Source organism: Streptomyces sp. NPDC047028, assembly GCF_040644095.1.
Taxonomy (GTDB): Bacteria; Actinomycetota; Actinomycetes; order Streptomycetales; family Streptomycetaceae; genus Streptomyces.
Genome location: NZ_JBEYVS010000003.1, coordinates 135,595 through 155,271, shown reverse-complemented (window position 1 = coordinate 155,271; position 19,677 = coordinate 135,595). Strand labels below are relative to the sequence as shown.

The window sequence follows — 19,677 nt, the reverse complement described above, 5'->3', positions numbered from 1 at the left end:
CGTGCCTCCCTACGCGAACGAGTCGCCGACGTCGTAGTCCTCTTCGACCTGCGGGCCCCGGATGAGCAGCGCCCAGCGGGCGAAGACAGCCGCGCACAGCGGGCTGATGTCGACCAGAGAGGCCGTGCGGTCCAGCACCCAGGCGTCCCCGTTGCGGCGCGTCCTGGCCCCGTTCACCGCAGCGGTGAGCGGCACCTGGTCGATGTGCGCGACGGTGCCCTGGTTCAGCGCGTCGGCCAGCTGCCCGCACGCCTCCGTGATGTCCCCCGACCGCATCACGGCCAGGTCCCCGCGCTCGGGATGCTCCTTGTCCTTCGGCACGTCGATCCCGGCCGCCGTCAGGTCGTCGATGAGCGACCCAGCCGGCGCCCCCGACGAGGCGATGGCCACCGCGACCGGCTTCCACAGCGTCCGCAGCTTGACCACCGCAGGGACCACCCAGTCGGTGCCCGGGCGGCGGGCGACCACTTCCAGGTGCACCCGGCCGTCCGCCCGCTTGGAGGCCGCAGCGATCGACGCATACGAGCGGTCCTGGGAGACGTCCACGGCGAGCGCCACGCTCTCGGCCACCGGCCGGCTCTTGGCGTCCACCAGGCCCGGCCACTTGGCCTTGGGAACATTCGGATCCGACGGCGGGGTCGGCTTCCGCGTCCGGTTCAGGTAGGCCCGGTCGAACTCGGCCGGGTCCATCTTCTCCAGCTCGGCGGCGATGATCTCCTCGGTCACCGTGTAGCCGAGCGCGGGCAGCGTGGCCCGCCAGGTCGCCGGGTTCGCACGGTCCATGTCCTCAGGCGCGAACCACTCGAAGTACGCCGCCCGCGGCCGGGCCGCTGCCGCATCCTCGGCGAGCGCCGCCCACAGCGCCTCGATCAGCGCGCGGCCGTTCGCCCGCTTCTTGTTCAGCCACACCGACTTGGTGGTGCCGCCGGCCGACGCCCACCACAGCTGTGCCATCGGCCGGGTCAGCATCGCCGGGCTGAACGCCTGCTCCAGGCGGTCGTCCTCGTGGGCGAACGCCTCGTCGATGAAACCCAGGTCGAGCGGCGGCCCGTGGCCCGCCTTCTCCGTGTTCGCGGTGATGCCCATCCGTGAGCGCGTGCGGCCCCACAGGATCGCCTCGTTGCCGTTGGACTTTCGGATGCGGGCCAGCCGCGCGAGGTCCGAGCCGGAGATCTTCTCCCAGAACTCGTCTTCCCACCGCTGGCGGGCCATGCCCCGGGTCTGCGCCGCGTAGACGATGTTCTGCCGCTGCCAGGCCAGCCCCCGGTGCACCTGCGCGCCCAGGCACAACTCCGTCTTGCCCTGCTGCCGGGACACCGACAGCCCGACCTCGCGATGCGCGAACAACCCCGTGTCGGGGTCGATCTCCAGGGCCACGTCGCTGACGTACTTCTGCCAGGGCATCGGCGGTGCCCCGAGCTTGGTCATGACCTTCCACAGCTTCGGCCCGAGCGACGGCCGGCCCGGATGCCGGGGTGTGCCCCAGCGCGGCGGGCAGGTCAGTCCGTACCGCTCCTTGAGGTCCTCGGCGAACTCAGTCGGGGGATCCCAGGTCTCCGAGGTCGTCGTCATCGTCAGCGGCCCGCCCCTCCAGCAGCTGGGCGAGCGTCTGCCTCAGCTCGCGGTTCAACTGGGGCAGCTGGCGTCCGTCCTCCCCGCCGCCTGCGTCGATCTCGCGGGCCAGGGTGAACGCCATCTCGGACAGGGTCGGCTCGACGCCGACCAGGTCGCCGAGTTGTTCGACGTCGTCCCGGACGGCCCGCTCGACGGGCCCCCCGGCCGCCTGGCCGGCGGCGTGCTCGGGCGTGGCCATCGCGCCCCCTCCATGATCGTCCGGCCGAGATCGGGCCGGGGGGAGAAAAATGAAAGCTGGTCGCGGGGTTGAGAAGACGATCTTGGCTAAAAAATCTTGGGAATCTTGATCAGATTTGATCTGATCATTTCAATCCGACCAAGATCGAAAGGCTCTTGACCTGCATGTTTGTGTCATGGTCCGGCGAACCAGTCGACCGAGGTGACCAGCTGCACCACGTCGGCGAGGGGGCGGTTGCCCTTCTCGCTGTTGCACTTGCGGAGGCAGACGGGGCAGCCGGTCACGCCGTGGATGGGTGCGAGGTTGTCCAGGTCGAGGCGGGCGCCGCCCTTGCTGACGGGCTGGATGTGGTCGACGGCGGTGGCTGCACCGTGGCCGCAGACGACGCAGATGTCGGACTCGGCGAGGACGCGGGCGCGGAGCCGGCGGTATTGGTAGGTGGTGAGTTCACGGCGGTTGGTTGCCACGCTCACCCCCGGACATGGTGAGGCCCGGCCTCGCGGGGTGCGGGCCGGGCCGGGTGGTGCTGGGTCAGCGTCGGCGGAACAGGCAGACGAGTCCGATGCGTTCGCCTCCGAGGGTCTTGCTCTCGGCGGCCGCCATGTTGGCGAGCGCCCAGCCTTCTGCCTCTACGGCTTGGATTTGTTCGCCGATCCCGGTCATGGGCGCTGTGGTTGAGCTGGTCTTGTTCGCCTCGATGAACTTGTAGACGAGTACGTGCTGGCCGTTGGCGTATGCCTTCCTTGCCTCGTCTGTGGCCATGTTCGCCTTGGCGTTGTTGATGAACCCCATGGTCCCCCCTTGGAGTGGTGGTGAGGGGCCCAGTGTGTCGCCGTGTGCAGGTGGCGTGTAGGCGTTGTGGCTGGGTTGTGACACGACGAAGCCCCGGCCGGGGGGACCTGGCCGGGGCTTCGCGTGTGTTTGTGGTGCCGCGTGTGGGCACAGTTGTACACCGAGATCGTGACACCGCCCTGAGCTGGGGTCAAGCGGCGTCTCGTGTGGCGCGCTTGAGGGCGAGGGCTTGGACGTCGGCGACGGCGTACCAGGGTTGGCGCGGTGTGCCGCCGGAGCGGGTGAGTTGGCCGCGCCGGACGAGCTGGCGGACGCCGGCCAGGCCGATGCCGAGGACCTGGGCGGTCTGGTGGGCGGTGAGGTGGCCGGGCCGGATGATCTGCGACTCCATGGGCCCAGTGTGGCGTACCGGTGTCGTCTGCAGGGCAGCTCCCGGAGGGCCGTTTCGGGGGCGGAGCGGGGCTCTGCGGCACGGGCCGAAACCTGAAACTGTGCAGGTGGGGGCCGGTATCGGGGGCGAAACCGGTTTCGGATCACGGTGAAACCAGATCCTTGATCCGAAACCGGTTCGGCGGCCTCTACTCGTCGTCCTCGGCGGCCGGGATGTCGGCCTGGCGGAGGCCCTTGGCGCCGCCGCAGCAGTCCCGGATGGTGAGCTGCCGGGTGGAGACCTTGAAGGGCTTCAGCGCGGCGCTGAGCGCCGTGGACGCGGCGGCGGCGTCCATCTCGGTCCACGGCTTGTACAGGTCCGGCCGGTAGGTCGCGAGGGCCTCGACAAGGCGGTGGGAGTGCACCGACTCCACCCCGTCGGGCCAGATGGCGCGCAGGTGGTCGACGACGGTCTCCACGTCCAGTTCCTCGACCTGCTCGCCGACGGACTGGCCGGAGAGGGTGCCGGCAGCGGTGCGCAGGGCGAGTGCGCGCTTGGCGATGTCCTCGGCCTCGGTCTGCTTGATGAACGCGGCGCGCACCGTCATGCCTTCGCGGCCGCGGGCGAGGATGCCGGTTCCCTGCTCGTCGATGCTGATGTCGGTGGCGCGCAGGCCGCGCTCGTAGGCGCTGGTGCCGAGCACGTTGTTGTTGGCCCGCCAGTCCATGACCGCGAGGCACAGGCGGGTGCCCACCGACGAGGAGACCGAGGTGGGCAGGGACGGGGCGTCGGGGTTCTGGGTGAGCAGGATCAGGATGATGCCGTAGGCGCGGGCCTTCTTGATGAGCCGTGTGGCCAGGGCTGCGGCCTCGTCCTTGTAGTCGGCGTGGGTGAACAGCTCCTGCACCTCGTCGATGACGATGACCCGCGGGCCCAGGTTCTGCTCGGGGTACTTCTCTGCGAGGGCGCGGGTGACCTTGCGGCCCTCGGGGACCTCGGAGGCGGGCAGGCCACGGATGAACGCGGCCCTGCGCTGGTACTCGGCGATCCCGGAGCGCATGCCGGTGAGGGCGGCCTCCAGGTCTTCGTCTTCGTCACCTGACACGTACCGGTGGCAGATGGGCTTGACCGCGTCGAGGTCGCCAGAACCCTTGAGTTCGTAGATCCACAGTTCGGCGGTGGGGTCGAGGGCGACTCCGAGGACGATGGCGAGCGCGCAGGAGGTCTTGCCGGAGCCGGGGATGCCGCCGACCAGCAGGTTGGAGTACATGAGGGTGATCTCGATGAGGTTGCCGCGCGGGTCGAAGCCGTAGGGCAGCGGCTGGTAGACGTCGGCCTGGCCCTCGCGCATGAGGGGCCACAGCTTGCGGCCGGCCTTCGCCGGGTCCCGCTGCGCCACCCAGAGCACGAGGCGGCCGGGGTGGGCGGTGCGGTCGCCCTCCGGCCAGACGGTGCTGATGGGCCGTCGCATGGCGGCGGCGAGCGCGGCTCGCTTCTCCAGGACGGCGGTGGCCTCCACGCCCGGGGGCAGGTCGACTTCGGCGCGCCAGCCGGGGCCGTCGCGCATGACCTCGGCGGCGAACTCGACACCGCGGCGGCCCTTCTTGCCCTCGATGCCGATCGCGGCGAGCGCCTCGATCACCTCCGTGGAGTCGAGGCGGCGGAGCACGTTGGTGGCGACGTAGCGGGTGACCAGTGGTTTGCCGTCGCGGGGCTTGCCGCCCAGGCCGAGCAGGGCGGCGGCGGCGATCGCGGCGGTGAGGGTCCAGCCGGGCACCAGGAACGAGGAGACGAGCGTGGTGATGCCGGTGGCGGTGGCCACGGCGATGGAGGCGATGCGGCGCGGTCGGACCCGGCGGGAGTGCTCGCGGGACAGGCTGAGCCAGGCCTCGATGTCGGCGGAGGCGGCGGCCTTGGCCTCCACCGGGCGGGCGTCGGTGTCGGCGACCCACTTGCCCCACCGGATGAGGAGGCGTCCGGCGCCGCGCGGTGCGCGTAGCAGGAGACGGCCGAGGTAGACGGGGGCGCGCAGGGCGTGGAAGCCGAGGGTGTGCGCGTAGTACGAGAGCGTCCAGCGGGTGGCGTCGGCGAACTCGGTGGCGCTGCGCAGGAACGTGGGCACGACGGGCGGGGCTTCGGCGAGGTAGGCCTGTTTGTCGGCGAGCCAGCTGCCGGCGGCCGCGCTCTGCTCGGGCGGGTCGACGGGCCTGGGCTGGGCGTCCTGGACGACGTCGATGATGGTCTCGGTGAGGGTGTCGGCGGCGGCGTCGGCGACTGGGGCCGGGGCGGCCGGCTGGTCTTTGTGGAGCTGGATGACGTTGTTCGTCATGCTGAGGTCCTGTCTCCCTGGCGGGGATGGGTACGGGGCGGCCGACGTCCTGGCCGGTGGACGGCCGCCCCGTGGCGTAGCTACTTGCGGCGGGCCTTCGCGCGGGCGTCCTCGCGGGCCTGCGCCTTCTCACGGATGCGCTCCACCTCCCGCTCAAGCGCCTTGGTGGGCTTGCCCAACTCCTGACGGCGGGCGATCTTGACGCCGAGGGCGACGGTGCGAGCCAGCTCCCGCAGGTTGTGCGGGTCCTTGCTGGTGAGCGCCATGGTCAGTGGCCCTTCTGGAGGTCGCGCCACATGGCGCGGAGGACGAGGGCGAGGATCGCGACGGACACGGCGCCGATGGCGACCGCGACCGCGAACACCGCGGCGACCAGGCCGACGGAGACGACGACTCCGCCGACGACCAGCCACTGCGTCGGGCTGAACTCCCGGCGGACGGGCGCCGGCTGCTGCGGCTGCTGCTGGGTGGCCTGCTGGGCGGCGAGGACGGCGGCCACGATGCGGACGACGTCGGTGTCCGCGGCGGCCTCCCTCGCGGCAGCCTCCGCCTTGGCGAGCGGGCTGGGATCGGTCACCGGGACCACCGCCGGATGCGCGGCAGATGCGGGCGGGCGGCCAGGCCGAGGCCGAACGCGACCAGCAGCGGCTTGCCGAGCAGCGCGGTGGCGAGGGCGGCGGCGAGGGTGAGGAGGGACGGGACGGCGAGCAGCACCCCGAGCAGGGCGCCGAAGAGGAGCCAGCGCATCACGCGTATCCGCCTTCCATCGGCTCGGCCGGCTTCTCCGGCTTGGGCTTCTTCGCGGCCCGGGACAGGGCGGCCCGGATGTAGGGCTCGTCAACGAGGAGCCGTCGGTGAGTGGCGAGATGCTCGGCGATCTCGCGGGCCTTGACGTCGGGGCCGAGGATGGATGCGGCCTCTTCGACGGCTCCCTGCAGGTTGACCGGTTCCAGAGCGCTGACCTGCTGATGCGCGGGCGCATCATCGCGCTTCACGTCGTACAGCGGAGGCTCGGCGCCAAGGACCAGGGCGACCGCGACGGGGTCGACGGGCACGCCGTAGGTGCCGAGCAGGTGGGCAAGTTCGGCCGGGGGCGCATCAGGTCGCGCATCGTGTGCGAGGCGGATGGCGGCGGCCGGGTCCATCGCGGCGAACCGCTCGCGCAGAACCTCGGTGGCGGACGCCGGGCGGGGCCGGTCGGGTGTGGGCTGGGTGACGTCGAGCATCCCGGCGAGAGCCTTGTCCGCACCCTGCCGCAGCCGGGTGCGGGAGACGTCGACCAGGCCCTCGGCGAGCCCGGAGTCGCCGACGCCGACACGACCGATCAGCTTCCACGCCTTCCGAGTCGCGCTCTCCCGGGTTTCTTCGTCGGGGTGGCCGGCGGCGAGCGCCTGCTGATACGCCAGCTGCTGCACGACGTCGGCGTTGCGCCGGTCGGTCTCGGCGTCGCGGCCCGTGCGGTAGACGACAATCCGGCGGGCGATCAGGCCCAGCCCTTCAGCGGCCCCGCTCATGGCGAGCGGGGTGACGGCGTACACCACAGCATCCGTGCGGGTGGCCGCGACGGAGAGGCCGGTGAAGCAGGCGCTGAGCGGGGCCAGCCAGAGTCCGGCGCGGATCACGGCGGGTGCGGCCTGGCCGAGCATGGTCAGCCCGAGCATGGTGAGGGCGAGGATGAGGGTGAGGCCCTCGCCGGCGGCCACGACGCCGGCGGCGGTCGCCTGCCGGTGGAAGGCGGCCATGACGTTGCTGTAGGTACCCCAGGCGCCAAGGCCTCCGACGCCGGCCATGATGACGGCGGCCCCGCCGAGGACGACGCTCTGCCCGCGAGTCAGTTCCCGGGTGCTCACTGGTCGCCGACCCCCTTGTTCTGCTGGGGGAGCGGCTGGGCGGCGAGGTGCTTGGCGAGCTGGCGGGCCTGCGCGGCGGTGGCCGGGTGGCGGAGGCTGGAGCACAGCTGGCAATCACGCGGGTTGTGGGTGGCGGTCACCGGATCACCGCCTTGCGGATGGTTCCGGTAGCGCCGGCCGCGGTGACGCGCACGGTGATGGTGCGGTCCGGGGTGCGGCGGATGATGCCCGCGGCGATGAGACGCCGGGCGGGGCTGACCTGCGCGCATGCGGGCGCGCTAAGGTGCTGCTGGTCCATGACGAGGTCCGATCTCGTTCGTGGGCTAGAGGGTCGGGCGGTGCGCGCGCCTCCTCGGTGTTCCAGCACCGTGGGGAGCTACTGTCCGGCCCTCACTGTCTATTCGGTTGTGTACTTCTTGATCGCCTTCGCTACGGCGGTCCAGCTGAGGTCCAGCTGTTTCGCCACGGCGTAGACGCTGCCGAGTTCGTCGGCCCCTTCCTTCAGGGCGTTCGCTCGTCGTCTGCGGGCCTGTTCCGCCTGGTCGTCGAGCTGTTCCAGCAACTCGTCTTCAGCGCGGATCCGGTCCCGCCAGGGGGATGTCTCCACCTCCGTAAGGATATCGCATAGGGGATTATATGCAACCCCCCATGCGATAGACGCGCTCATGATTCTGCCTTGGTCCGGCGCGTCCGGGTAAACGCCTCATGGATGAGCCGCTGCGCCTCGGCCAGGTGCCGGGCACAGATCTTCAGCTCGGCGTTCGGGTCGACCGCTTCACCGGTGCACCGGTTGCCCCGCCCAGTGAGGACACGGCACGTCACATAGCTGCCCATCACGCGACCTCCTTCGGTTGAAAGTGCTGCAGCCGGATCCAGTCCAGCCCTGTCTCGTAGACGTACTGGCACCACTGGCACTGAACGCGGGTCTGCCCGGGCAGGCGCGAAATCACCGCGCCGCACACCACGCCCTCGCCCGATATGGCGACGCACGTGCCGAGGCGTTGCGGCCGGGGCGCGGGGTCGCCGACGATCGTGCGCGCGTGCTTCTCCAACTCGTGCACCTCGTGAGCCAGGTCGCCGGCGGCCGGGTAGTGGCTAGCGATCCATTCCAGCTCCATGCCGAGCCAGCGACAGTCTGCGGTCAGGCCGCCCGGGGGCGGCGCGCCGTGGCGGGGCCAGCGCTCACGCTGCACGTCCACCCGCCACAGATGCACGACCTCGGCGGCTCGGGCGACGTTCACCGTGTCGACGACGTCCTCATCGAGCGGGGACCGCGGGCCGGCCGCGGCCTTGGTCGCGACGATCTCGCCCCAGCCGGATCGGCGAGGCACCAGGCACTCGCCAACCTCGTCGTACAGGGTGGGCAGGTCGGCCAGCCGCCTGGCGAGCGCGGTGGTGTGGCGCTCGCACAGATAGCGGCCGGACGAGCCCTCGCCGCACAGTTCACAGCCGATCACAGCAGTCCCTCGTCGCGGGCCGCGCGCTCGACGCGGTCGAGGCCATCGCGCAGGTCCAATTCGAAGTCCCGGACGGCCGCCTCTAGTGCCTCGGCGGGATGGTGCGCCTCCCACTTGGCCTGCAGTTGGTGGAGGCGGAGGCTTCCCAGGAAGCGGTCACCCGCTGCGCGCTTGACGGCCGCGGCAGAGGCGACTCGATCACGCCGGGCGTCCTGTCGGGACCACCACATGTGCATGAGGTTCATCAGCATTGCGCCCAGGGTGATGCCGCAGACCAGTATCTGCGCCTCGTTCGTGGTCATGGTCGTCTCCTCGGTTAGAACGGGGGCTCGTCGGAGTGCCCGGCACCCTGTGCGGCGGGCTGCTGCTGGGCGGGCTGGTTGCCCCAGCCGCCGCCCTGCTGCTGGCCGTTGGCCGCGGGCTTCGCGCCGGCCCACGGGTCCTGTGTGGGGCTCTGCCCCACGGAGGCCTGGCCGCTCGCCGCGTTCTTGGTGATCTTCGCCGTGGCCCGGGCGAGGCTCGGCCCGACCTCGTCGACGTCCAGTTCGTAGACCGTGCGCTTGACGCCCTGGCCGTCCTCGTAGGACCGCTGCTTGAGGCGGCCCTGCACGATGACGCGCACGCCGCGGGCGAGGGTCTCGGCGACGTTCTCGGCGGCCTGCCGCCACACCGAGCAGGTGAGGAACAGGCTGTCGCCGTCCTTCCACTGGCTGGTCTGCCTGTCGTAGACGCGCGGGGTGGACGCGATGCGGAACTTGGCGACGGCGGCGCCGGCCGGGGTGTATCGGAGTTCGGGGTCGTCGACCAGGTTGCCGACGACGGTGATGACGGTCTCGCCTGCCATGGCGGGCTCCTTCTGTGGTGTGCTGGGTGGGAGGCCGGGCCCGATATCCGCGGGCCCGGCCGCTGTTGTGCGGATCAGGCCGACTGCGGCTGCGCCGACGCCCACTCCCGGGCCTGGGCGTCGGAGATGCGGGACAGGACAGCGGCCAGGTGGTACACGCTGGCCAGGTCGCGGGTGCTGTTGGAGCTGGCGTTGAGGACGTAGCGCACCGCCCAGTAGGCGGACGTGAGGTCGAAGCCGCCGGGACTCCGCGTGCACGCGCGGTAGGTGCCGCGGTCGAGCTGGCCGAGGTCGCGGCGCAGCTCCTCCATCCGCTTCAGTCCCCGGCGGACTTTGGCCTCCGACGGGGCGTAGGCCTGTAGCACGTCGGCGTTCGGCCGGCTCGGGTCGACGATCCAAGCCTCGTCTCGGATCTGCGTGCGGTAGCTGTCGATGCGGCCGGTGAGGATCGCTCGCATGGTGGGGTAGGCGGCGTTCCACAGGTCGGCGACCTGGGCGGCGGTGGCTTCGTCGATACGGCCGAAGCTGCGAGCGGTGGCTGTGGTGATCACTGGTTCTCCTTCTCGGGATCTGCGCTGCTCTCCTGAGCACGCAGGCGGGCGAGCTTCTGGGCGTGGCGGGCGGCGAGGCCGCGTTGCCGGGCGGCGGCGAGGGCTGCGCGCCGGCGCTTGGTGGCCTCGGCGCGGGCGCGGGCGGCGGCGATCTTTTCGGCGACGACGTCATCGACGTTCACGGGCGGACTCCTCGGGTGAGGACTGGCCGCCGGACTTTCGTCCATTAATTCCATGCGGCCGTACCGGTAAGGGATGCGAGTCGTGGTGCTGTGGCGCACACAGCGTTAGTTATGTAGTTACGGAGAGTAATAATTAGTTGAAAAATGAGCTTTATAGAGACCCTGGAACTAACTCCCAGCCCCTCAGGCCGCTCCCCGGGACATGGAATTAATGGAAGTAACTCGGCTCATGGAGGTCCCAGCGACGTCCGGATGCGCCACATACCGGGGCTTCTGAGGACGTCCGCGCTGGCCTTCCTTGCGCTCCGGGGGGTCGATCTGCCGGAGCCAGCCCGAGCGCACCAGGACGTCGATCGCGTCGTGAACGTCCGCCATCTCGGTGCACCAGCTCTGCCCGCGCACGCCCTTCTCGACATCGTTCGCCGAGAACCGGCCCTCGATCTGCTCGTCTGCGATCTTCCGGCGCAGCCAGTCCAGCACCGCGCGGGCCGGCCCCAACTTCGACTGCCGCTCGGCGGACATGAGGTCGGACACCAGCCGGGCGTGCGCGATCAGGTACGGAACCAGCGATACGGCGTCGTCCATCACGTCCCCGGGGACAGTCAGCGCGGACGGGTCCTCGAAGAGCGTCAGCACGGCGGCCAGGCGCAGGACTTGGCCCGGCAGCTTCTTCGCCCAGCCTTCGATGGAAGCGAGATCGCCGTGCGCCTTGTGCCGCGGTTCGAGGGCCTCCCAGAAAGCGCGGAACGATGTGCGGGCGTGCCCGTCGAGCTCCATCTGCCGGTACTCGGTGTCGTCCCAGATCGCAGTCATCATGGCGGTGACCGCTTCGTGCCAGGCCTGGCGCACGTGGCCGGGGATCGGGTCGGTGTCGTACACGCGGTCGCCGACGCGGCTGACGGGCATGGAGAAGATGAACCGGGCCATGAGGCCACGCGCCTCGAACACGTCGCCGGTCTCGCCCATGCCGGTCAGGAAGCCCGGCTGTACCGCCAGCCCGAGGGACAGATTGGGTCGCTCCAGCAGGAGTGTGCGGCCGCTCTTCCGGTTGACGGCATGGGCTTCGTGGCTCCATGCCTTGAGCACGATCTCGGGGTTGGCGTTCTTGGAGTACCGGCCGCCGACGTTGCCGAGAAACGAGCTCTCGGTGGACAGCACGGCCAGGCGCTCGCCCTGCTCTGCGATGACGTCGGTGGCGGCCTCAGGGGTGGTGTCGTCGGCGATGAGCTGGGTGTACACCTTCGGCTCGCCGAGGGCTTCCAACTCGTCGCGCGCCAGGTCGAGGTCAGTGCGAGCCTTCTTGCGGGCGTCCATGTCCTTGGCCTTGATGACCTTGGACTCGGCGTCGGAGATGATGGACTCGGCGATGCGCCGGTCCTGCTGGTCTCGGGCGACGGCGACCTTGTCCTCGTCGCGGCGCCGCTTCTGCTCGTCATACAAGGGCTTGGCCATGAGACCGAGCGCCGGCGACTTCATCTCGCCGGGCGCGGCGACGGGCATGGTGTACAGCGTGACGGGTTCGACCCAGTCGGGTTTGGGGCTGACGGTGCGACGGCCGCCGATCGCCGTGGATGCGACGGCCATGCCGAGCCAGGCGGGCAGGTCGACGGGCACCTGCAGGCTGTCGGCGACGGCCTGCGCCATGGCGCCGATTCCTCTCAACTTGGATGCGTCCAACGGCGGTGCGGGTGGGGGCTCCAGCGGGATCGGTTCGTCCCAGCCTTCGGTGTCCTCCGGGTGGATGCCGCTGTCCCAGGACGGCGCTTTGACGTCGTCGGCCCAGTTCATGCGCGCGCTCACTGGGCCTCCGGGTCGCCGGGGTAGGGGAGCGGAGCCCCGACCTGGTGGAAGTCGTAGTCCTTGTGACCGGCGGCGAAGTGGTCGGCGGCGTCCTTGCCGGTCTTGGCCTGGACGATGTAGATGGACCGGGCCATGCCGCGCAGGGTGTTCGCCACGTGCAGGGCATGAGCACGGCCGGGCTCGTCGCGGTCCGCGATGATCGTCACGTCCATGCCTTCGAGGTAACGAGCGTGCTCCGCCGTCCACTTCCCGGCGCCGCCCGCGTTGCAGGTGCCGACTAGCCCGTTCTCAACGCAAGCCAGGACGTCTTTCTCGCCCTCGCAGATGAAGACGACACGGTCCTCCAGGCGGGCCTTCATCAGCTCCGGGAGTCGGAACGGCACCATGCCCACGAGCCGGTTGCCGTGTTCGTCGTTCAGGGACCAGCGGCGCCCCGACTTCGCCGTCGGGTCGGGCCGCCACTGGGCGAAGTCCTTGGCGTCGCAACGGGTCACGCCGTGGATGACAGCTCCGTTCTCGTCGCGGTAGACGTACTGGGCGACCCGCTTGTGCCCGTGGCGCTGGCAGGGGATCCAGGTGTCGTCTGCGGGCCGGTCACGAGGGCGTTCGAGGGGCTCGTCGAACAGGTCGGATTCGGTCCAGCCGAGCGCAGTGAGGAAGTCGGCGTTGCCCTGGCACTTGTGGCAGTAGATGGCGACGCCGTTGTTGATGCGGCTGATGGCGACGGTGTCGGGGGCGTCACCGTCGTGGCAGATGCCGCGGGTGCGGAGCTTGCCGCCCTGGTACCGCGTGGGTTCGCCCCTGTCGCGGAGGAAATCCGCGAGCCGGTTGAAGGCGATGGTGTCGGTCACGAACGTGCTCTCTTCTGCGAGCTGGATCAGGTGGTTCGTGGTGCTGGCGGGCGCCGCGGGGGGAAGCACGGCGCCCGCCAGCGGTTCAGGCGGCCTTGCGCTTCGCGGCGGCGACGTCCTCGGCGATGGCGAGGATCTGCGCGCACCAGATGCGGGCCTTGGCCTGCGCGGAGGACGCGGTGGGCTGCTGCTCCAGGTCGTGCTGGATGGAGTCGAGGCACATTTCGCGAAGGGCTTTCTCCTGCTGCCGTCGCATGTACAGCTCGTCGGCGGAGGGCGCGGCCAGGTCGAGGTCGGCCGGGTTGTCGACGGGCCACTGGCCCGGGCGCCGCTCGTTCACTTCGCCTCCTGGCGGTGAGCCGGCCAGCCGGGGCCGGGCGGGATCTCGGGAAGTCCTTGCAGTGCGCGCGGCGTGTGGGCCGAGCACCGGTTGCCGGGCAGGAAGCGGCGCACGCCGTCGACTTCCTTGCAGTAGCGGCTCTCGTCACCAAGCCAGTGGGTGCATTCGGGCCGCGTCTCTTCGGTCACGCCGCCTCCCGAGTCCGGGCCTGGCTGAAGATGCCGCGCAGGGTGGCGATCTGCTCGTCGGAGAGAGGGGGCGCGGCCGACACGATGCGGTCGATACGGGCCCAGTAGGCGGCGTTGCGCGCCGGATCGTCGAATCGAACCGGCCGGGCGGGAGGGCGCGAGTGCCCCATGTCGTCCTCCTTGGACGAGCTAGGCCCCGCGCCTGGCTCCAAGGACAGCACGGATTCCGCGGGGTGTTCCCTGCGCTCGGTGCGGGCCGGGCGGCGGGTGGTGTCCACGAGCTGCACACCACCCGCCGTCACGGTGTTCTCCGGAGCGGCGGTCACGCCTTGCTCCCGATGGCGTTGATGACCGCCGGGTCGTCCGGTCGCATCTCGGCCAGGGCTGCAAACAGCACGTCCATCGCCGTCTTGGGATCGCGGTACTGGACGATGAGCGCGTTCATCTGGTCGATGAACGCCTCGATCACCGCGGAGGACTTGCCGATCTCGCGGACGCCGGTGCGGAACTCTTCCATCACGGCGATGGCCTGCTCGGTCGGAGATTGGGTGGTCATGCGATCACCCCGGGGTGGACGAGCAGCGCGCGGACGGCGGCCAGCCGGTGCGCGGGGTCCTGGCCGGCGGGGACGACGATGACCTTGCGGTCGCGAGTCTCGATGTAGAAGGCGACGAACTTGTCGCGGAGGTTCTCGTCGAGGGTGCTGGTGTCCCACTCCTCGACCTGGAGGCCGTGCTCGGCGACGAGGGCATTGAAGGCGGCCTCGGTGTTGCACGCTTCCTGGACGGCAGGTGTCGACGCTGACACCCCAGCCCCGGTCATAATGGCCATGAGGATCCTTTCGCAGCGGCGCGTGGGGGCGGCCTGGCAGTTGGCCCCGGCGTCGCTGTTTTGCAGTTAGCGCTGGTGAGAGGTGACTCGCGGGGCGTTGGCGTCGAGGTGGCCTGGCAGCTTTTCCTCGGCGCCTTCGCTCTTTTGTCTTGGCTGACAGCCGTCGGGGTCTGGCAGTCCCCCGCCGCGTAGCAGATCCAGGAGTTCCAGGTAGCCCTCCAGGTGGAGGCCGCGCGGTGACCGCTTCCCGTTCTCCCAGTTACTGATCGTCTGTCTTGTGACGCCAAGAGCGTTGGCGACGTCTTCCGTAGAGACGCCGGACAGTTCCCGGATTGCTCGGCAGGACTTCGGCGGTGGTAGCTGGCGTTGCAAGGCAACCTTCCGCAGCAAGGCCTGCCGACCTTGCGCTTCGAGCATGCGCCCTAGGTTTGCACACAGTGGGGAAAGTGTCCACTGTGGCGGGCGATGTCTTGGGTAGTAACGCTCTGACCTGCGCCGACACGGAATCCCCACTGTTGGCGTGCCGTTGACATGCTGTTGCTCATGCGGTTCCATGGCGGCATGGCGAAGAGTCAATGGACGTTCAGGCCCTCGGTCTGGGGGGCACCTGAGAGCGAAAAGGAGCGCGCTGACAGAAACGACCGCGGTGGAGTGCTCTTTGAGGTGCGCACGCCGGAGTCTGACGAGCATGTGGCGATGCTTTCGCTCGACTGGATGAAGCAGCCAGATCGCCTGGGGGCAACCGTTGAATTCTCGCTCCATAGCTGGGCGGAGGATGGTGACATCCACGCCTTCCCGTCCTGGATGGCGAGCGGTCGTCTGGCTCCGCGGCCAGGCGGTGTAGCGATCACACAGTTGGCCGTAACGCCAGATGCACCTTGGTTCCAGGGGGCGTCGCTCGAAGAGGAAAAGGACTATGCTCTGAATTTTGGAGACCCGCCGCCAAAAAACTGGATGCCAGAGGGTGGGGGTATTACATCGGGGCTCCTGCGAAAACTTCCGCTCGGGATCGTTTACGCTGGCGTTCAGGCGTTGGCCCATGGGGCGGATACCTCGCCCGATCTGGAATGGTTCCTGGCCCACATCGCTCAGGACTACCCCGATTGGCGGAAGGCTATTGAGGAAACAGCGGGCGGCTCGCACCGGGGAACGCAACAAGAAAAGGCCAGGTCAGGTCGACCGAAGACCCCTGACGAATTCCTTCGAGAAGTAGCCCTGGCCTACCTTGAACTATCTGGAACTCGTGGAGCGCACGCCTTGCTCGGGAAACGCTTCGATAAATCCGAGAACGCGATTAAGGAAGCAATCCGCGTGGCTCGAAGGGAGGGCTGGCTAGCGCCCGGTCAGGCTGGGCGGCGAGGAGCATATCCCGGACCCAGGCTTCTCGCTGAGCGGGCGACTGAATCTGACGGAGGCAACGATTAACCGCCTCGCTTCCACTCGAACACGATGGCGTCGTAGTCGAAATAGCTGCCGTCGGGCATGCGCCCGGCCCGCGGCGTCTTCAGCGTGACTTCGACCAGGGACCGCAGCGCACTGCGCTTCTGTTCCAGGTCGAACGCCTTCCAGGCGACTCGCACGTCCGGCGCCCCCACCAGGCCGGCCAGCGGATCACGGCTCGCCGCGCGGGCCAGACGCTGGGTGACTCCCTCCAGCTGGGCCTGCGCTGCACTCATGCCTTCCGTGAACGGCGCCAGCTCGATCTGCCCGGCGCCGAACAGTCCGCCGAGGTCCCGCATTCGCGCCCGGATCTGCTCACTCTCTGCCTGCAGCGCGGTCACGTCCACGCCGTCCGGCGCCTGCTCCAGCAGGGTGTTCGCATCGGGCCGTGACAGGCGGTCGACGACCGTGTCCTCGACGTACTGGTCGACGATCTCAGCGCGCCGGCCGCCACCGTGCCCGGTCTGGCACCGGTAGCTGGGATACCTGCGGCCACCGGACTGGGTGACGTACACGAAGTGCGGGCACTCCCCGCGCCCGCAGCGGTACAGCAGCGAGCCCAGCCACTTCGGCGTAGCGCCCGGCGTCGTCCTGCGGGAAGGATCCTTCAGGATCGCGCAGACGGCCCGGAACTTCGCCTCGTCGACGATCGGCTCCCATTTGCCACGGCCGACCTCCTCGCCCCGGTAGACGGCGATCCCGGCATTCCTGGGGCGCACGAGCATGTCTCGCATGTCCTGGTGGGTGATCGGATTTCCTCTGGTCGTGAGCACGCCTTTATCAGCGCACCACCTCACCAGGCCGTGGATCGACCCGCCGGACAGGATCATGTCCGTCCACACCCTGAGGGCCTCCGCCTCCTCGGAGACGGTCCTGTTCATGTCGAGGACGTCGACCTCGGTTTCCTCGCCGGTCTTTCGGTCGACCTTCTTGCGCTTCTCGCCGGTGGGTACGCCCCAGCCGAACGGCCGGATGCCGCCGGTCCACTCGCCGTTGAGGGCCTTCTGCTGGCGGGCGCGGGCGACGCGGGCCCCCTTGTGCTCCGACTCCAGCCGAGCGACGACACCCATGAACCGGGCTTGCGCCCGGCCGGTCGGAGTGACGAGGTCGAGGGCGCCGGCCTGCACGGTGTGCGTGGTCACGCCGCGCTTCTCGCACAGGTTGATGTAGTTCTCCAGCTCCAGCGGAGACCTGTGCAGCCGGTCGGTGTGCCAGACGATGACGGCCGTGGCGGTGCCCTGGTCGAGGTCGGCGAGCATCTGCTGGTAGCCCTTGCGTCTCTTCCCGCTGTATGCGGAGACGTCGTTGTCCACATAGACCTCGACGACGTCCCAGCCGTTTCGTTCGGCGAGGGCCTCGCAGTCCTCGCGCTGGCGGTCGACGCCGAGGCCGGCGCCGGTGCGGTCCTGGCTGATGCGGCAGTAGATGACGGCGCGTGTCCGGGCGCCCGCCGTCGGAGTGCTCTTCATGGCCTGAGTGTGCCTCAGCAGTGGTGTCTCTGTCTCAGGTTCGGGAAGACGACCCTGCTGAGCGCGTTGCTCGGCCTGGTCGGCCCGGGTGAGCGGATCGTGCTCGCCGAGGACTCGTCCGAACTGAGGCCCGACCATCCGCACGTCGTACGGCTGGAGACCAGACCGGCCAACCAGGAGGGAGCCGGCCTGGTCACCCTGGAGGACCTCGTCCGGCAGGCCCTGCGGATGCGGCCGGACCGGCTGGTCGTGGGCGAGGTCCGCGGCCCCGAGGTGGTGCACCTCCTGGCGGCCCTGAACACGGGTCATGAGGGCGGCTCAGGCACTGTCCACGCCAACGCGGCGGCCGATGTCCCGGCCCGCCTGGAGGCCCTGGGCACGGCCGCCGGACTGGACCGGGCCGCACTTCACAGCCAGCTGGCGGCAGCGCTGTCGGTGGCTGTCCACCTCGTACGGGACCGGTCCGGGCGGCGCCGAATCGCCGAGGTGCACGTGCTGGAGCGGGACGGCTCGGGGCTGGTCCGGACGGTACCGGCCCTGCGCTGGGACGCACGGGCGTTCGCCCGGGAGCGGGGGTGGCCCCGGCTGCGGGAACTGCTCGGGACCGCCGGTTCACCGCTCCCGGACGCCGCGCCCGCGCGGGCCGTGGCCGCCGGACCGGTGAGGGCGGGTGGGTGGAGTGCGAGGAGCGCGGGCGGACCCGGCGTGGAGGACACGCCCGCGCGGGAGGCGGCCGCGGTGGCCGGGACAGTGCGAGGGACGGGGGCTGAGAGGGGTGACGGAAGCGGTGGGTGAGATGTCCTGGGGCGCTGCGGTGGCGTGCGCCGGCGCGGCGGTGTTGTTGCTGGGCGGGCGGCCCTCAGGGGCGCGGCGGGCGGGGCTGCTGTTCGCGGGTGGGGGAGTGGTTCCGACCGGGCCGCCCGCGTGGGAGCAGGCACTCGGCGAACTACGGGGCCTGCGCGGCCGCTTGGGCACCGAGTGGTGGTCCCTCCTCGCCGGGCTGGTGCTCGCGGTGCTGGGCACCTCGCTGATTCCGGTCGTCGCGGGGGCGGCCGGGGTGCCCGTGCTGCGCCGGGTGCGGCTGGCCCGGGAGGCTCGGCTGGTCCGGGAGCGGCGTGCGGACGCGGTGATCGCCTTGTGCGGGGCGCTCGCCGGGGAGGTGCGTGCCGGACGGCAGCCGGGCGAGGCGCTGTTGCGCTCCGCGCGGGAGTCCGGCGGACTCGGGGAAGGGCAGGCGGCTGTCGTGGCGGCGGCGCGGTTCGGCGGCGACGTGCCGGGCGCGCTCGCCGTCGCGGCCGGACCTCCCGGTGCCGAGGGGCTCCTGGGGCTCGCCGCCTGCTGGCGGGTGGCCGTCGACCAGGGAGCCGGGCTCGCGGACGGTCTGGACCGGCTGGACGGCGCCCTGCGCGCCGAGCGGGACCAGCGCGCCGACCTCCGGGCCCAGTTGGCGGGCGCACGGGCGACGGCACTGCTGCTGGCCGCACTGCCCACCTTGGGTGTCCTGCTCGGTTCGGCCATGGGCGCCGACCCGCTGCACGTGCTGCTGCACACCGGCGCCGGGCTGGGCTGCCTGGTGACCGGAGCGGTGTTCGAGGCCGCAGGCGTGTGGTGGGTCGCCCGGATCGTGCGGGGAGCTGAGGCGGTATGAGCGGGGACGTCGTCCACAGGCTGGGGATGACCGTGGCCGTCACGCTGCTTCTGGGCTGGACCGCACGACGGTTCGCGGCGGCCCGGCACCGGCGCCGGGCGCGGCGCCGGCTCGCCGAACTGCTGGCCGCGCGGACGGTGGCGCCCGCGCTGCGGTTCGACACCCGGGGTGCCTGCCGGCGGTGGCTGCCCCTGGCCGGTGCGCTGGGCGGCGCGTGGGTGCTGGTCGGCGGCTTCACCGGGGTCCTGGTGGGTCTGGGCGTCGCGGCGGGGCTGTGGCACTGGCGACGGCGTACCGGAGACAGGGGCCCGGCCGCGGAGGCGGACCGCGTCCTGGCCGCACGCCAACTGCCGCTCGCCGCCGACCTGCTGGCCGCCTGTATCGCGGCCGGCGCCGGCCCGGTCGTCGCTGCTCAGGCTGTTGGAGAGGCGCTCGGTGGACCTGTCGGGACGGAACTGGCCCGCGGAGCGGCCGAGGTACGGCTCGGCGGTGAACCCGCCGACGCGTGGCGGTCGTTGGGGTCGCTGCCGGGCGCCCGGGCCCTGGCGCGGCTCTTGGAGCGCGCCGACGAGTCCGGGCTGCCCGCGGCGGGCCCCGTCGCCCGCCTCGCCTCCGACGCGCGGGCGGAGTGGGCCCGCGGCGCCACGGCCCGAGCACGCCGGGCGTCCGTGCTGGTCTCCGCCCCGGTGGGCCTGTGCTTCCTGCCCGCCTTCATCGCGGTCGGCGTACTGCCCGTAGTGATCGGACTGGCGAGCGGCGTGGTGGGAGGGGGTGGGGGCTGAGGAGGGGGCGGGAACGGGTGGGCCACCGGTACATGACGGACGGAGGTGATCGGGCAGACGGCACGGATCTGATCCACGACGGCAGTGCTCGGACACGGACGTGCTCCCACACGGACGTGCTCGAGACAGCACTCATCAAC

31 protein-coding genes and 1 pseudogene are annotated in these 19,677 nt (G+C 70.6%); 4 read left to right on the top strand and 28 right to left on the bottom strand.

All coding sequences use genetic code 11. The annotated features are described in order from the left end of the window. Positions 1 to 9 precede the first annotated feature (9 nt). From ABZ854_RS04215 to ABZ854_RS04085, 27 genes are all read right to left on the bottom strand, one after another. Positions 10 to 1,572: a terminase gene (locus tag ABZ854_RS04215; protein WP_361203923.1), complete on the bottom strand. Its 1,563-nt coding sequence runs from the start codon at positions 1,570 to 1,572 to the stop codon at positions 10 to 12. Then, complete coding sequence (locus tag ABZ854_RS04210) at positions 1,535 to 1,813, bottom strand: hypothetical protein (RefSeq protein WP_361203920.1); 279 nt, start codon at positions 1,811 to 1,813, stop codon at positions 1,535 to 1,537. The genes ABZ854_RS04215 and ABZ854_RS04210 overlap by 38 nt, the downstream gene beginning before the upstream one ends. A 173-nt stretch (positions 1,814 to 1,986) precedes the next feature. Next, a complete protein-coding gene (locus ABZ854_RS04205; protein WP_361203917.1) occupies positions 1,987 to 2,286 on the bottom strand; it encodes an HNH endonuclease in 300 nt (99 codons plus the stop codon). A gap of 58 nt (positions 2,287 to 2,344) precedes the next feature. Further along, on the bottom strand, positions 2,345 to 2,605 hold the full coding sequence (locus ABZ854_RS04200) for a hypothetical protein (protein WP_361203914.1): 261 nt from the start codon (positions 2,603 to 2,605) through the stop codon (positions 2,345 to 2,347). Between the two features lie 190 nt (positions 2,606 to 2,795). Next, on the bottom strand, positions 2,796 to 2,996 hold the full coding sequence (locus ABZ854_RS04195; protein WP_361203911.1) for a hypothetical protein: 201 nt from the start codon (positions 2,994 to 2,996) through the stop codon (positions 2,796 to 2,798). Positions 2,997 to 3,183: 187 nt separating this feature from the next. Beyond that, positions 3,184 to 5,304 carry an FtsK/SpoIIIE domain-containing protein gene (locus tag ABZ854_RS04190; RefSeq protein ID WP_361203908.1) on the bottom strand — a complete coding sequence of 707 codons (2,121 nt, stop codon included), beginning with the start codon at positions 5,302 to 5,304 and terminating at the stop codon, positions 3,184 to 3,186. An 80-nt stretch (positions 5,305 to 5,384) separates the two neighbouring features. Beyond that, entirely contained in the window at positions 5,385 to 5,570 is a 186-nt protein-coding gene (locus ABZ854_RS04185) for a hypothetical protein (RefSeq protein WP_361203905.1), read from the bottom strand. A gap of 2 nt (positions 5,571 to 5,572) precedes the next feature. Then, positions 5,573 to 5,881: a hypothetical protein gene (locus ABZ854_RS04180; RefSeq protein WP_361203902.1), complete on the bottom strand. Its 309-nt coding sequence runs from the start codon at positions 5,879 to 5,881 to the stop codon at positions 5,573 to 5,575. Further along, positions 5,878 to 6,054: a hypothetical protein gene (locus ABZ854_RS04175; protein ID WP_361204367.1), complete on the bottom strand. Its 177-nt coding sequence runs from the start codon at positions 6,052 to 6,054 to the stop codon at positions 5,878 to 5,880. Before ABZ854_RS04175 ends, ABZ854_RS04180 begins: the two co-directional genes overlap by 4 nt. Beyond that, positions 6,051 to 7,154 carry a hypothetical protein gene (locus ABZ854_RS04170; RefSeq protein ID WP_361203899.1) on the bottom strand — a complete coding sequence of 368 codons (1,104 nt, stop codon included), beginning with the start codon at positions 7,152 to 7,154 and terminating at the stop codon, positions 6,051 to 6,053. Before ABZ854_RS04170 ends, ABZ854_RS04175 begins: the two co-directional genes overlap by 4 nt. After that, entirely contained in the window at positions 7,151 to 7,294 is a 144-nt protein-coding gene (locus ABZ854_RS04165; protein WP_361203896.1) for a hypothetical protein, read from the bottom strand. The genes ABZ854_RS04170 and ABZ854_RS04165 overlap by 4 nt, the downstream gene beginning before the upstream one ends. Beyond that, positions 7,291 to 7,452, bottom strand: coding sequence for a hypothetical protein (locus tag ABZ854_RS04160; protein ID WP_361203894.1), 162 nt, complete (start codon positions 7,450 to 7,452; stop codon positions 7,291 to 7,293). Before ABZ854_RS04160 ends, ABZ854_RS04165 begins: the two co-directional genes overlap by 4 nt. A gap of 99 nt (positions 7,453 to 7,551) precedes the next feature. Further along, the gene (locus tag ABZ854_RS04155; RefSeq protein WP_361203891.1) at positions 7,552 to 7,761 is read right to left on the bottom strand and encodes a hypothetical protein; all 210 of its coding nucleotides are present in this window, start codon (positions 7,759 to 7,761) and stop codon (positions 7,552 to 7,554) included. A 56-nt stretch (positions 7,762 to 7,817) separates the two neighbouring features. Then, positions 7,818 to 7,988, bottom strand: a complete 171-nt coding sequence (locus ABZ854_RS04150; RefSeq protein ID WP_361203889.1) for a hypothetical protein — start codon at positions 7,986 to 7,988, stop codon at positions 7,818 to 7,820. After that, positions 7,988 to 8,611, bottom strand: coding sequence for a hypothetical protein (locus ABZ854_RS04145; RefSeq protein WP_361203886.1), 624 nt, complete (start codon positions 8,609 to 8,611; stop codon positions 7,988 to 7,990). The genes ABZ854_RS04150 and ABZ854_RS04145 overlap by 1 nt, the downstream gene beginning before the upstream one ends. After that, positions 8,608 to 8,913 carry a hypothetical protein gene (locus ABZ854_RS04140; protein WP_361203883.1) on the bottom strand — a complete coding sequence of 102 codons (306 nt, stop codon included), beginning with the start codon at positions 8,911 to 8,913 and terminating at the stop codon, positions 8,608 to 8,610. The genes ABZ854_RS04145 and ABZ854_RS04140 overlap by 4 nt, the downstream gene beginning before the upstream one ends. Before the next feature lie 14 nt (positions 8,914 to 8,927). Further along, positions 8,928 to 9,455 carry a single-stranded DNA-binding protein gene (locus ABZ854_RS04135; RefSeq protein WP_361203880.1) on the bottom strand — a complete coding sequence of 176 codons (528 nt, stop codon included), beginning with the start codon at positions 9,453 to 9,455 and terminating at the stop codon, positions 8,928 to 8,930. Positions 9,456 to 9,529: 74 nt separating this feature from the next. Beyond that, entirely contained in the window at positions 9,530 to 10,006 is a 477-nt protein-coding gene (locus ABZ854_RS04130; RefSeq protein WP_361203877.1) for a hypothetical protein, read from the bottom strand. Beyond that, positions 10,003 to 10,188 carry a hypothetical protein gene (locus ABZ854_RS04125; protein ID WP_361203874.1) on the bottom strand — a complete coding sequence of 62 codons (186 nt, stop codon included), beginning with the start codon at positions 10,186 to 10,188 and terminating at the stop codon, positions 10,003 to 10,005. Before ABZ854_RS04125 ends, ABZ854_RS04130 begins: the two co-directional genes overlap by 4 nt. A 183-nt stretch (positions 10,189 to 10,371) precedes the next feature. Then, entirely contained in the window at positions 10,372 to 11,988 is a 1,617-nt protein-coding gene (locus tag ABZ854_RS04120) for a YfjI family protein (protein WP_361203871.1), read from the bottom strand. Further along, on the bottom strand, positions 11,985 to 12,839 hold the full coding sequence (locus ABZ854_RS04115; protein WP_361203868.1) for a toprim domain-containing protein: 855 nt from the start codon (positions 12,837 to 12,839) through the stop codon (positions 11,985 to 11,987). The genes ABZ854_RS04120 and ABZ854_RS04115 overlap by 4 nt, the downstream gene beginning before the upstream one ends. Before the next feature lie 85 nt (positions 12,840 to 12,924). Then, positions 12,925 to 13,179 (bottom strand): hypothetical protein, encoded by a 255-nt coding sequence (locus tag ABZ854_RS04110; protein ID WP_361203865.1) that lies wholly within the window; start codon positions 13,177 to 13,179, stop codon positions 12,925 to 12,927. Beyond that, positions 13,176 to 13,367, bottom strand: coding sequence for a hypothetical protein (locus ABZ854_RS04105; protein ID WP_361203863.1), 192 nt, complete (start codon positions 13,365 to 13,367; stop codon positions 13,176 to 13,178). The genes ABZ854_RS04110 and ABZ854_RS04105 overlap by 4 nt, the downstream gene beginning before the upstream one ends. Next, positions 13,364 to 13,693, bottom strand: a complete 330-nt coding sequence (locus ABZ854_RS04100; protein WP_361203860.1) for a hypothetical protein — start codon at positions 13,691 to 13,693, stop codon at positions 13,364 to 13,366. The genes ABZ854_RS04105 and ABZ854_RS04100 overlap by 4 nt, the downstream gene beginning before the upstream one ends. Beyond that, positions 13,690 to 13,923, bottom strand: coding sequence for a hypothetical protein (locus tag ABZ854_RS04095; protein WP_361203857.1), 234 nt, complete (start codon positions 13,921 to 13,923; stop codon positions 13,690 to 13,692). Before ABZ854_RS04095 ends, ABZ854_RS04100 begins: the two co-directional genes overlap by 4 nt. Beyond that, positions 13,920 to 14,198 (bottom strand): hypothetical protein, encoded by a 279-nt coding sequence (locus tag ABZ854_RS04090; protein WP_361203854.1) that lies wholly within the window; start codon positions 14,196 to 14,198, stop codon positions 13,920 to 13,922. Before ABZ854_RS04090 ends, ABZ854_RS04095 begins: the two co-directional genes overlap by 4 nt. Before the next feature lie 66 nt (positions 14,199 to 14,264). Then, positions 14,265 to 14,615 carry a helix-turn-helix transcriptional regulator gene (locus ABZ854_RS04085; RefSeq protein WP_361203851.1) on the bottom strand — a complete coding sequence of 117 codons (351 nt, stop codon included), beginning with the start codon at positions 14,613 to 14,615 and terminating at the stop codon, positions 14,265 to 14,267. 144 nt (positions 14,616 to 14,759) lie between these two features. On the opposite strand from ABZ854_RS04085, the gene ABZ854_RS04080 reads away from it, so the two are divergent. Beyond that, positions 14,760 to 15,623, top strand: a complete 864-nt coding sequence (locus ABZ854_RS04080) for a hypothetical protein (protein WP_361203848.1) — start codon at positions 14,760 to 14,762, stop codon at positions 15,621 to 15,623. On the opposite strand, the gene ABZ854_RS04075 is transcribed toward ABZ854_RS04080, so the two are convergent. Further along, the gene (locus tag ABZ854_RS04075; RefSeq protein WP_361203845.1) at positions 15,620 to 17,107 is read right to left on the bottom strand and encodes a recombinase family protein; all 1,488 of its coding nucleotides are present in this window, start codon (positions 17,105 to 17,107) and stop codon (positions 15,620 to 15,622) included. The two genes, ABZ854_RS04080 and ABZ854_RS04075, sit on opposite strands and share 4 nt — an antisense overlap. A gap of 42 nt (positions 17,108 to 17,149) precedes the next feature. Between ABZ854_RS04075 and ABZ854_RS04070 the strand changes: the two are divergent. The 3 genes and pseudogenes from ABZ854_RS04070 to ABZ854_RS04060 form a co-directional block, all read left to right on the top strand. After that, positions 17,150 to 17,902, top strand: a pseudogene (locus ABZ854_RS04070) (ATPase, T2SS/T4P/T4SS family); the annotation flags it as partial. 1 nt (position 17,903) lies between these two features. Further along, the gene (locus tag ABZ854_RS04065) at positions 17,904 to 18,755 is read left to right on the top strand and encodes a type II secretion system F family protein (RefSeq protein ID WP_361204332.1); all 852 of its coding nucleotides are present in this window, start codon (positions 17,904 to 17,906) and stop codon (positions 18,753 to 18,755) included. Beyond that, the gene (locus tag ABZ854_RS04060) at positions 18,752 to 19,537 is read left to right on the top strand and encodes a type II secretion system F family protein (RefSeq protein ID WP_361203842.1); all 786 of its coding nucleotides are present in this window, start codon (positions 18,752 to 18,754) and stop codon (positions 19,535 to 19,537) included. Before ABZ854_RS04065 ends, ABZ854_RS04060 begins: the two co-directional genes overlap by 4 nt. The last annotated feature ends 140 nt before the right edge of the window (positions 19,538 to 19,677 follow it).

Excerpts from the sequence above, each read along its gene's own strand:
- ABZ854_RS04215 (WP_361203923.1), bottom strand. The coding sequence starts at position 1,572 with ATGACGACGACCTCGGAGACCTGGGATCCCCCGACTGAGTTCGCCGAG.
- ABZ854_RS04210 (WP_361203920.1), bottom strand. The coding sequence starts at position 1,813 with ATGGCCACGCCCGAGCACGCCGCCGGCCAGGCGGCCGGGGGGCCCGTC.
- ABZ854_RS04200 (WP_361203914.1), bottom strand. The coding sequence starts at position 2,605 with ATGGGGTTCATCAACAACGCCAAGGCGAACATGGCCACAGACGAGGCA.
- ABZ854_RS04195 (WP_361203911.1), bottom strand. The coding sequence starts at position 2,996 with ATGGAGTCGCAGATCATCCGGCCCGGCCACCTCACCGCCCACCAGACC.
- ABZ854_RS04190 (WP_361203908.1), bottom strand. The coding sequence starts at position 5,304 with ATGACGAACAACGTCATCCAGCTCCACAAAGACCAGCCGGCCGCCCCG.
- ABZ854_RS04185 (WP_361203905.1), bottom strand. The coding sequence starts at position 5,570 with ATGGCGCTCACCAGCAAGGACCCGCACAACCTGCGGGAGCTGGCTCGC.
- ABZ854_RS04160 (WP_361203894.1), bottom strand. The coding sequence starts at position 7,452 with ATGGACCAGCAGCACCTTAGCGCGCCCGCATGCGCGCAGGTCAGCCCC.
- ABZ854_RS04150 (WP_361203889.1), bottom strand. The coding sequence starts at position 7,988 with ATGGGCAGCTATGTGACGTGCCGTGTCCTCACTGGGCGGGGCAACCGG.
- ABZ854_RS04140 (WP_361203883.1), bottom strand. The coding sequence starts at position 8,913 with ATGACCACGAACGAGGCGCAGATACTGGTCTGCGGCATCACCCTGGGC.
- ABZ854_RS04135 (WP_361203880.1), bottom strand. The coding sequence starts at position 9,455 with ATGGCAGGCGAGACCGTCATCACCGTCGTCGGCAACCTGGTCGACGAC.
- ABZ854_RS04095 (WP_361203857.1), bottom strand. The coding sequence starts at position 13,923 with ATGACCACCCAATCTCCGACCGAGCAGGCCATCGCCGTGATGGAAGAG.
- ABZ854_RS04090 (WP_361203854.1), bottom strand. The coding sequence starts at position 14,198 with ATGGCCATTATGACCGGGGCTGGGGTGTCAGCGTCGACACCTGCCGTC.
- ABZ854_RS04085 (WP_361203851.1), bottom strand. The coding sequence starts at position 14,615 with ATGCTCGAAGCGCAAGGTCGGCAGGCCTTGCTGCGGAAGGTTGCCTTG.
- ABZ854_RS04080 (WP_361203848.1), top strand. The coding sequence starts at position 14,760 with ATGGCGAAGAGTCAATGGACGTTCAGGCCCTCGGTCTGGGGGGCACCT.
- ABZ854_RS04075 (WP_361203845.1), bottom strand. The coding sequence starts at position 17,107 with ATGAAGAGCACTCCGACGGCGGGCGCCCGGACACGCGCCGTCATCTAC.
- ABZ854_RS04065 (WP_361204332.1), top strand. The coding sequence starts at position 17,904 with ATGTCCTGGGGCGCTGCGGTGGCGTGCGCCGGCGCGGCGGTGTTGTTG.
- ABZ854_RS04060 (WP_361203842.1), top strand. The coding sequence starts at position 18,752 with ATGAGCGGGGACGTCGTCCACAGGCTGGGGATGACCGTGGCCGTCACG.